Consider the following 245-nt stretch of genomic DNA (forward strand, 5'->3'; position numbering starts at 1 on the left):
TGCCTGGTGGTCGAGCGACGGACATGGAGCGCCGAACATCCGGTCACCCATGTGCGCTTTACCTACGCGGCCGAGAGCCACACGCTGGTGGCAAGGTTCAGGCCGCAGGGGTGAGGTGATCTCCCCCACACGGGGGGAGATTGGCAGCTTCGACGCTTTAGATCGCCGCAGTAATAATAATCTCGACCAGATAATCCGGGGTGGCGAGCTTTGCTTCGCCGGTGGCGCGGGCTGGCGTGTTGCCC

Annotated in this window: 2 pseudogenes; one reads left to right on the forward strand and one right to left on the reverse strand. The window is 63.3% G+C overall.

Going from position 1 to position 245, the window contains the following annotated elements:
- Window positions 1–114 (forward strand): annotated as a pseudogene (locus tag EN943_RS37490) (histidine utilization repressor); the annotation flags it as partial.
- A gap of 43 nt (window positions 115–157) precedes the next feature.
- Here the strand turns inward: EN943_RS37490 and EN943_RS37495 are convergent.
- A pseudogene (locus EN943_RS37495) lies at window positions 158–245 on the reverse strand (RidA family protein); the annotation flags it as partial.

Source organism: Mesorhizobium sp. M7A.F.Ca.US.006.01.1.1 (genome assembly GCF_003997935.1).
Classification (GTDB): Bacteria; Pseudomonadota; Alphaproteobacteria; order Rhizobiales; family Rhizobiaceae; genus Mesorhizobium.